The sequence below is a fragment of the Streptomyces sp. NRRL WC-3549 genome (genome assembly GCF_000721935.1).
Classification (GTDB): Bacteria; Actinomycetota; Actinomycetes; order Streptomycetales; family Streptomycetaceae; genus Streptomyces.
Genome location: NZ_KL585394.1, coordinates 64,950 through 73,700, shown reverse-complemented (window position 1 = coordinate 73,700; position 8,751 = coordinate 64,950). Strand labels below are relative to the sequence as shown.

Below are 8,751 nucleotides of genomic sequence, written 5' to 3'. Positions count from 1 at the left end.
AACGGGTCCAGCCGCACCCCGTCCTCGCGCAGCCGCAGCCCGGTCAGGCCGTGCGTGAAGACCTGGAGGAACCCGCCCTTGCCGGTCAGGAAGTCCTCGGCGGGGAAGCCGGAGAGCGGGTCCTGCGCACCGGACTTCTCCCCGCGCGCCTCGGAGAAGAGGTGGTAGGGGCCGCGCGTGAACGGACGTACGGAGCGCTGGAGATACGTGTACGTGGAGCAGCCCGGCTCCCCGATGGCCGCCGCGTCGATCGCGTGCACCGAGTCCGTCATCGCGGGCCCGTCCGGATCGGTGCGGGCGGCGTAGAAGCCGAGGGTCGCGGCGGCGGCACCGTCCTCCATCGGCCATTCCAGGGGGTACGTCAGCAGCACGGTGTCGGCCTGCTTGATGGTCGAGCCGTGGTACCCGGCGTACTGGAGGAAGAGTTTCTGCTCCGCGTCGTACGGGATGCGCAGCCCGTCCGCGACCCTGGTCCACCCGGCGGGGGCGCTCTCCCCGAGGAGCTGGGCGGCGCGGGTGGCGTTGCGCAGGGCGAGGGAGGCGACCGCGTTGGTGAAGACCCCGTCGTCGACGCCGTTGCTGTACTCGTCGGGGCCCGCGACGTTCCTCACCGAGTAGCCGCCGTCCGGGTTCGCGGTGGCCCGCGACTCCCAGAACTCGGCGATGCCCTTCAGCAGCGGCCAGCCGCGCCCCGCCAGCCAGTCGCGGTCGCCGGTGGCCAGGTAGTACTGCCAGACGGCGAGCGACACATCGCCCTGGAGGTGGTTCTGGGTCAGGCAGTGCGGCGGGTCCCAGCTCTGGCACTCGGTGTCGAGCCGGCCCCGGCTCGCGCTGGTCCACGGGAAGAACAGGCCTTGGTAGCCGAGCTGTTCGGCGTTGGCGCGGGCCGCGTGCCGGGTGCGGTAGCGGTACTCGACCACCGAGCGCGCCAGCTCGGGACGGGTGGCGAGCAGCCCCGGGTACATCCAGGTCTCGGCGTCCCAGAAGACCATGCCCGCGTAGTTGTCGCTGGTGAGCCCGGCCGGCGCGAGGCTGTCCGACGACCCGGGGCGGGCGTTGGCGAGCAGCCCGTACTGTGCGGCACGCAGCCAGGCGGTGAGGTCCGTGCTGCCCGGTACGGAGATGTCGGCGGACCAGGCCGTACGCCAGGCATCCGCGTTGTCCGCGAGCACCCCGGACCAGCCTCGCCGCTCCGCCCGGCGGGCGGCGGCCCGGGCGGACGCCAGGGGAGCACGGGAGGTGAGGCCGGTGTCGACGCCGACGTACTTCTCGAAGGTGTACGAGCGCCCGCCGGAGACCCGGACGGTGTGGACGCCCTCGCCGCTGCCCGCCTGGGCGATCGCTCCCTTCGTGCCCGTGCCGGTGGTGGTGAAGGTGCCGTCGTCCGCGAGGGTGAGCCGGCGTGCGCCCCTCTCGTCCAGACGCCCCGTGACGGTCGCCGTTCCGCTCCAGCGCGGAGTCATCCGCAGGCGTACCGCACCGGTGTGTACATCGGAGCGGTCGGCGAGGACCTCGTACGTCAGATCGGTGGCGCGGCCGTCAGCCGACGCGGACGTCCAGGGTGGTCCAGCTCGGCAGGGCGGCGATCACCTCGCGCCCCCCGGCGAGGTCCGGCTCGCGCCCGAAGAGGCCGGCGACGAAGGCGCCGTCGTAGCGCGGGGTGTAGAGGGGCCAGCCCGTCTTCTGCCCGGTCGCCGCGTACCCGGCTCCGGCGGCGGGAACGCGGTGGCCCAGGTAGCCGTTGCCGACGTACGGGTCGTAGCCGCCGGCCTCCCCGAAGACGGTGGACGCCGGCGCCCAGGACGGGTCCTCCTCCCCGGCCGCGCCCGAGGTGTCCGACGGGCCGCACACCGGGGTCAGCGGGGCGCCCGGGGAGGCGTGGGCGAGCGGAGGCAGGGGCGCGACCAGCACGGCCGCGACCAGGGACGCGAGGAGAGGGATGCGCGTGAGGCTCACCGTACGAAGGTAGGGACACCGGCGGCGCCGGTGCGGTTACGGCGCGCGGGACGGCGCCCGCGGTCGGCCGTCCCGCGCGCGGCGGGCAGTCCGCCGTGACGCAGGGATGCGGAGAGGAGCGGCGCGGCTGCTGGTCTGGACCGATGGGTGGTCCATACCTGGCGTTTGCTCGCCGGGTATGCGCTGGTCGGCGCGAAATCATCACTTCGGGTGAAACTCTGGCCCGCGCTTGCTTGCCCAACCGAGGGTTGTCACTCTGTTGCTGTCCGTCAACTGTTGGGAGTGGCCTGTGCCTTTCGGTGAGCAGCCCGCCTATCTGCGCGTGGCGAGCGATCTCAGGGAGAAGATCGTCAACGGCGCGCTGCCGCCCCATACACGGCTGCCGTCGCAGGCACGCATCCGCCAGGAGTACGGGGTCTCGGACACCGTCGCCCTGGAGGCGCGGAAGGTGCTGATGGCCGAAGGGCTCGTCGAGGGGCGTTCCGGGTCGGGCACCTATGTGCGCGAGCGTCCGGTCCCGCGGCGGATCGCCCGCTCCGGCTACCGCAGGGAGGGGGGTGTCGACCCCTTCCGGCAGGAACAGACGGCGGAGGGCGCGCGGGGCACGTGGGAGTCGCGCAGTGAGCAGGAGGAGGCCGGTCCGGAGATCGCGGGCCGCCTCGGCATCGAGCCCGGCGACCGGGTGATGCGGACGCGGTACCTCTACCGTGAGGCGGGCGAGCCGATGATGCTCTCCACCTCCTGGGAGCCGTTGGCCGTCACCGGCCGCTCACCCGTGATGCTGCCGGAGGAGGGCCCGCTCGGCGGCTGCGGTGTGGTCGACCGGATGGCGGCCATCGGTGTCGTCGTGGACAACGTCGCCGAAGAGGTCGGCGCGCGCCCCGGGCTGGCGGAGGAGCTCCTGGCGCTCGGCGGTGTGCCGGGGCATGTCGTGATGGTCATCGGGCGTACGTATTACGCCTCGGGGCGAGCCGTGGAGACGGCCGACGTGGTGGTCCCCGCCGACCGGTACCGGATCGCCTACCACCTGCCGGTCAGGTAGCCCGGAGCCGTGCGTGGCGGCCCGGGTGCCTCCCGGGAGCTGGGGCGGCCGGTCCCGTCTGCCGGGTCGCTCATGAGCCCGCCCACTCCGTGAACCCGGGGCTGCTCGGCCGCCGGGACCGCCCTGCGGGGCCCGCCCCGCCCCGTGTGCAGGCCCCGCCTGTACGGGCCGGCCTGTACGGGCCGGCCTGTGCGGGCCGGCCTGTGCGGGCCCCGCCCGCGTGCGGGCCCGCCCGTGTGGTCTCCCCGTTCCGCGCGCCCGGGCCGTGCGTGAGCCTGAGCTGAGCCTGAGCCGCTCCGTGTGCCGCCGCCGTGTCTCCGCTCGCGTGATCCCGGGCCGGTCATGACCCGCTGGGGGTGCCCGGTGCCCCGACTGCCCCGGCTGCCCCGGTGCCGCATCGGCGCCCACCGGCGCGGCCGTGGCCACCGGTCGGCCACCCGATCGAGATCCCGCCCCTGGCCCTGGCCCCGGCCCCGGACCGGGGCCCTCCCGGCGGTCGTGGCCGTTGCAATCGCGCGATCGCAGCGGCAAGGGGATTCCGTCGCAAGGGGGCGCACGCCGGGTCGGCGTCGGCGCCCCCGCCGACCGGACGTCCGGCCGGTGACCGTCAGGTCGCAGGGGTGGGGCAGGGGGCGCATTCACGTGAATGCGCCCCCTGCGTGATGGCCGGATGCGTACCTCTTTGTGTAAACGCGCCTCCTCTGCGTGAAGGTCAGGCGTACGCTCGGGCATATGCGTACTGCGGTTTCCTGGGGATCCTTAGAGACGTGCATGGCAGTGGGGAGAGGGGCGACATGCTGGGGAGAAACGCGATGACGGACAGCGGCGCGGTACTCCCCTGGCTGGTGATCAGGCAGGACGACAACGGCAACCGGTACCGCGTGGGCCGCTATGCGACCCGGGACGAGGCCCAGGAGATCGCCGACGGCCTGGACCGCCACGGACACAAGCAGCTCTACTGGGTGGAGCGCGTGGGCCAGAGCGCGCGCCCCTGACGCCCGAGACCGTCCGCCGCCGGGTCACGGGCCACGACCGCGGCCCGGCGCACACCTCACGCTCGCGCGAGCGGCCGGGGAGGGCCGGACAGGACGGACCCGCGCGACCGGTAGGGTCCCGGTCGACCAGGGTGTGTGAACGAAGGTGGAGTGATGTCGGTCCTGATCGACACGGTGGCATGGGTGCGGGTGGAGAACGGCAGGATCCTCTGCGCCCGGCCGCGGGGCAAGGACGTCTTCTACATCCCCGGCGGTAAGCGGGAGAGCGGCGAGAGTGACCTGGAGACGCTGCTGCGCGAGGTCGAGGAGGAGCTGACCGTCGCCGTCGTCCCGTCGAGCGTGACGCACGCGGGCACCTACGAGGCGCAGGCCCACGGCCACCCGGACGGCGTCGTCGTGCGCATGAGCTGCTACTACGCCGACTACCGCGGCACGCTGGCCGTCAGCAGCGAGATCGACGAGATGGCCTGGTTCTCCTACGCGGACCGACCGCGCGTCCCCCCGGTGGACCAGCTCCTCTTCGACGACCTCCGGGCCTCGGGGGAGCTGCGCTGAGCCGTGGCCGCCGGCCCGCCCGCACACCCCCGTGCCCCGGCGCGCGCGGTAGGGTGCTCGAAATGCCGGGTGCGGGCTGATTAGCTCCCTTTTCAGGGGCGGAGCCCCCGATGCCGTCCCCTGGGAGGTGATCGGGCGTGACCGAGACCGAAGGCGACTGTGCCGCGTGGAGCTTTCCGGCGCGGCCGGGGTCCGTGCGCAGCGCCAGGCACGCGGTCCGTGACGCACTGCACAGCTGGGACCTGGACGCGGCGGTGGGCGACGTCGCCGTCCTCCTCGTCAGCGAACTGGTGACCAACGCGCTGTGCTACGCCGACGGCCCGATCGGGGTCCGGGTGATGCGTCCGCACCCCGACGGCGACGGCCCCGGCGTGGCCGCCGCAGGGCGGGGCCTGCTGGTGGAAGTCTCCGATCCGCTTCCGGATCCGCCCACCGAACGCACGGCCGGACCCGACGACGAAGGCGGCCGTGGACTGCAGCTCGTGGCCTGTTCCGCTCGCCGTTGGGGGACCCGGCGCGGAAAGACCGGCAAGACGGTGTGGTTCGAGCTCGCTCTGCCTGGTTAGGAGAGGGAGGGGATGCAACAGCGATCATCGGCGTCGGCAAGTCTGGCCGAAAGGGACTGAGACCGTGCTGTGATCGTGAACGCCGTGCCGCTCGGGGCCGTAGTGCTGAATACTGCGGGCAGGACCGGTCCGGTGTGTGAGCTGGAGGGGACGGTCGCGTGAGCGAGATATGTGGGACGGCGGGCGACGTCATGTGGCAGAGCAGTCCGCCTGGCTCGATCTATGACTCCATCAGAGTCGCCTCCTTCTCCATCGGGGCGGACGGGCTGATCGAGCAGTGGAGCCGCCGGGCCGCCGACCTGTTCGGCATGGAGCCGCGCCAGGTGCTGGGCAGAGACCCGGTCGAGGCGTTCATGCCCGCCGGGCTGCGCTCCGGCGCCCGCCGGCAGGTGCGCGAGATCCTCGACGGCAAGGAGTGGACGGGCCTCGTCCCGTTCCGGATGCCCGGAGGGGACGGGGCGTCCGGACTCGCCGAGATCTACGTCATGCCGAGCGAGACGGGCACCGGCGAACGCGCCGCGCTCTGCATCGTCGTGGACGTACGGGCTCTGCAACGCGTCGAAACCGACCTTGCCGCCTCGCAGGCGATATTCGGCCAATCGCCGTTCGGGTTCGTGCTGTTCGGCACCGACTTCACCGTCGTACGCGCCAACCAGCGGTTCGCCACGGTCTTCGGCGGCGAGGCCGCCGACCACCGGGGCCGTACGGTCCACGACTATCTCGCCCGTCCCGAGGCCGAGCGGCTGGCGGCCACGCTCAAGAGGGTCCTGGACACCGGTGACGCCGTCACCGACCTCCAGCTCACGGGCACCACGCCCGGGTCAATCGGCCGACGCCACTGGTCCATGAACCTCTACCGCGTCCACAGCGGTTCCGGGCGCCCGGTCGGAGTCGCCGGACTCGCCACCGACGTCACCCAGCGCCACATCGCCGCCCGCGAGGCGGCCAGCGCCCGGCGCAACCTCGCCCTGCTCAACGAGGCCAGCGCACGCATCGGTAACTCCCTCGACCTGGAGACCACGGCCCGCGAGCTGCTCGACGTCGCGGTGCCCGGCTTCTGCGACCTGGCCTCCGTCGACCTGTACCAAGGCCTGCTCACCGGCGACGAGGTCTCGCCCGGCAGCTGGGGCAGGCGCCACCAGGAGTCCGGCAGCGGCTCCGCCGAGCTGCGCCGCGTGGCCCACGCCAGTGCCGTGTCCGACGCCCTGCCGGACATCGCGGCGGGCGAGGGGACCGAGGGCGCGGGCCCGCCCGCGCTCGGCTCGGTCCACCGCTACCCCTTCCACTCGCCCTGCGCCGTGGCCCTGCGCACCGGCCGGGTCGCGGACGTGCCCGGCGACGAGCGGGGCCTGGTCCACTCCACCCTCGCCGTGCCGATGGTCGCCCACGACATCGTCGTCGGCCTCGTCCGGTTCTCCCGCACCAAGGGCAGCGAACCCTTCGGGGAGCGGGACCGGGCCCTGGCCACCGAACTGGCCGCCCGCGCCGCCGTCTGCATCGACAACGCCCGCCTCTACCGCCGTGAGCACGAACGGGCGTTGATCCTCCAGCGCAGCCTGCTGCCGCCCGGCGACCCGGAGGCCGCGGGCCTGGACATCGCCTGCCGCTACCTCCCCGGCAACACCGCCACCGAGGTCGGCGGCGACTGGTTCGACGTGATCGAGCTCCCCGGCCACCGCACGGCGCTCGTCGTCGGTGACGTGATGGGACGCGGGCTGCGGGCGGCCGTCGCGATGGGCGAACTGCGCACCGCCGTACGGACGCTGGCGCTGCTCGACCTGGAGCCCGCGGAGGTGCTCGCCGCCCTCGACGAGGTCGTCCGGGGCCTCGGCACCCCGGGCGGCGGCGACCGCACCGACGGCTTCGGCGGAGGCGTCCAGTGGGCGGCCCGGACCGCGCACAAGTCACGTGAGGCGGACCTCTCCGAGGTCTACCTGGCGACATGCGTCTACGCCGTGTACGACCCCGTCACCCGGCGCTGCACCTTCGCCAACGCGGGCCACCTGCCGCCCGTCGTGGCCGAACCCGGCGAGAAGCCCCTGCTGCTCGACGTACCCCCGGGCATGCCGCTCGGCGTCGGAGGCGAGCCCTTCGAGGAGGTCGAGGTGGAGCTCAAGGAGGGCGCCCTGCTCGCCCTGTACACCGACGGCCTCGTCGAAGCCCGTGACCATCCGCTCGACGAGGGCCTGGCCTCCCTGCGCCGCTCCCTCGCCGAACCGTCCCAGTCGCTCGAAGACGTCTGCGACCACGTACTGAGCACGCTCCACACCCGGCACGGCGAGGACGACATCGCGCTGCTGATGGCCCGTATCCAGGGGCTGCCCGCGGAGGCGGTGGGCGACTGGAAGCTGCCCCGGGAACCGCGGTCCGTCGGCCGCGCCCGCGAGCTGGCCCGCGGGCAGCTCATGGCCTGGGACCTCGACGACCTGGTGGACACCACGGAGCTGCTCGTCAGCGAACTCGTCACCAACGCCCTGCGCTACGGCGAGGGCGAGGTCCGGCTCCGGCTGCTGCGCGACCGCACCCTGGTCTGCGAGGTCTGGGACGCCGGTCTGGTCCAGCCCCGGCGGCGGCGGGCCCGTGACACCGACGAGGGCGGGCGCGGGCTGCAACTGGTCGGGCTGCTCAGCGCGGCCTGGGGTTCACGCCGCACCCCGCGCGGCAAGACGGTCTGGTTCGAGCTGGCCCTGCCCGACGGCGCGCCGAGCCCCGAACTCTCCGTCGAACAGCTGCTGAGCATGTACTGAGATGCGAAGGTGGAGGGCCACGTCCTCTTCCCGGCCCCTGGCCCACGACCCCTGGAGCAGTCGATGGCAGTCCGCCGAGTCGTTCCCAACCTGCGCACCCAGGACCCGGGGGAGCAGCGGGAGTTCTACGGGCTGCTGGGCTTCGAGGAGGTCATGGACCAGGGGTGGATCATGACCGTCGCCTCCCCGTCTGCCCCGTCGGCGCAGGTCAGTTTCATCACCCAGGACAGGACCGGGCCCGTCCACCCGGACGTCAGTGTGGAGGTGGACGACGTGGACGCGGTCTACGCGGCCGTGCGGGAGAGCGGCGCGGAGATCGTGCACCCCTTGCAGGACGAGGAGTGGGGGGTGCGCCGGTTCTTCGTCCGGGACCCGGAGGGCCGGGTGGTCAACGTGCTGGCCCACCCTCACTGAGGCGTACGGAGACCCGGGCGGGCTCGTGGTGGAGATCCCCGTGCGGCGCGCGACGGCGGCCCACGGCGAGCGGCCGTGGTCAGAAGGGGCCGCCACCCCGGCGGCCCCGGGTCCTCCCGCCGCCGAAACTGCCCGGCCCGCCGCCGGACCCCCCGCCGCCGAGGCCCCCGCCGCCCCCTCCCCGGCCGCCCCCGAAGAGGCCGCCCAGGAGGATGCCGCCCAGCACGGCACCGCCCACCCCGCCCCCCGCCGACGGTCCGCCCGGGTCCGGCCCGCCGCGACAGGCGCGTACGTCCCGCTCGGCCAGGTCCAGCGCCTGCCCGGCCAGCGCGTCCGCCCGCCGGGCCTCGGCCAGGGCCGCCCGCGGATCGTCCCACGCCGACCGTTCCCGGGCCCGCCCCCAGTGGAGCCGCGCCTGTGCCAGCCGGGTACGGGCCTGGCCGCCGACGGCTCCCCGGCCTGTCTCTTATACACAT

6 protein-coding genes and 2 pseudogenes are annotated in these 8,751 nt (G+C 73.6%); 7 read left to right on the top strand and 1 reads right to left on the bottom strand.

All coding sequences use genetic code 11. The features are described 5' to 3' along the window. Positions 1-1,896: pseudogene (locus tag IH13_RS37210) on the bottom strand (haloacid dehalogenase); the annotation flags it as partial. A 349-nt stretch (positions 1,897-2,245) separates the two neighbouring features. Between IH13_RS37210 and IH13_RS0110960 the strand changes: the two are divergent. The 7 genes and pseudogenes from IH13_RS0110960 to IH13_RS45520 form a co-directional block, all read left to right on the top strand. Continuing rightward, positions 2,246-2,998, top strand: coding sequence for a GntR family transcriptional regulator (locus tag IH13_RS0110960; RefSeq protein WP_031083325.1), 753 nt, complete (start codon positions 2,246-2,248; stop codon positions 2,996-2,998). 794 nt (positions 2,999-3,792) lie between these two features. After that, positions 3,793-3,993 carry a hypothetical protein gene (locus IH13_RS0110955; RefSeq protein WP_031083323.1) on the top strand — a complete coding sequence of 67 codons (201 nt, stop codon included), beginning with the start codon at positions 3,793-3,795 and terminating at the stop codon, positions 3,991-3,993. Positions 3,994-4,146: 153 nt separating this feature from the next. Further along, positions 4,147-4,548, top strand: coding sequence for an NUDIX hydrolase (locus tag IH13_RS0110950; protein ID WP_031083322.1), 402 nt, complete (start codon positions 4,147-4,149; stop codon positions 4,546-4,548). Positions 4,549-4,685: 137 nt separating this feature from the next. Beyond that, positions 4,686-5,114, top strand: a complete 429-nt coding sequence (locus tag IH13_RS0110945) for an ATP-binding protein (RefSeq protein WP_031083320.1) — start codon at positions 4,686-4,688, stop codon at positions 5,112-5,114. A 191-nt stretch (positions 5,115-5,305) separates the two neighbouring features. Next, a complete protein-coding gene (locus IH13_RS0110940) occupies positions 5,306-7,861 on the top strand; it encodes a SpoIIE family protein phosphatase (protein WP_031083318.1) in 2,556 nt (851 codons plus the stop codon). A gap of 63 nt (positions 7,862-7,924) precedes the next feature. After that, a complete protein-coding gene (locus tag IH13_RS0110935) occupies positions 7,925-8,275 on the top strand; it encodes a VOC family protein (RefSeq protein WP_031083315.1) in 351 nt (116 codons plus the stop codon). Positions 8,276-8,315: 40 nt separating this feature from the next. Beyond that, a pseudogene (locus IH13_RS45520) lies at positions 8,316-8,751 on the top strand (hypothetical protein); the annotation flags it as partial.

Excerpts from the sequence above, each read along its gene's own strand:
- IH13_RS0110955 (WP_031083323.1), top strand. The coding sequence starts at position 3,793 with ATGCTGGGGAGAAACGCGATGACGGACAGCGGCGCGGTACTCCCCTGG.
- IH13_RS0110950 (WP_031083322.1), top strand. The coding sequence starts at position 4,147 with ATGTCGGTCCTGATCGACACGGTGGCATGGGTGCGGGTGGAGAACGGC.
- IH13_RS0110940 (WP_031083318.1), top strand. The coding sequence starts at position 5,306 with ATGTGGCAGAGCAGTCCGCCTGGCTCGATCTATGACTCCATCAGAGTC.
- IH13_RS0110935 (WP_031083315.1), top strand. The coding sequence starts at position 7,925 with ATGGCAGTCCGCCGAGTCGTTCCCAACCTGCGCACCCAGGACCCGGGG.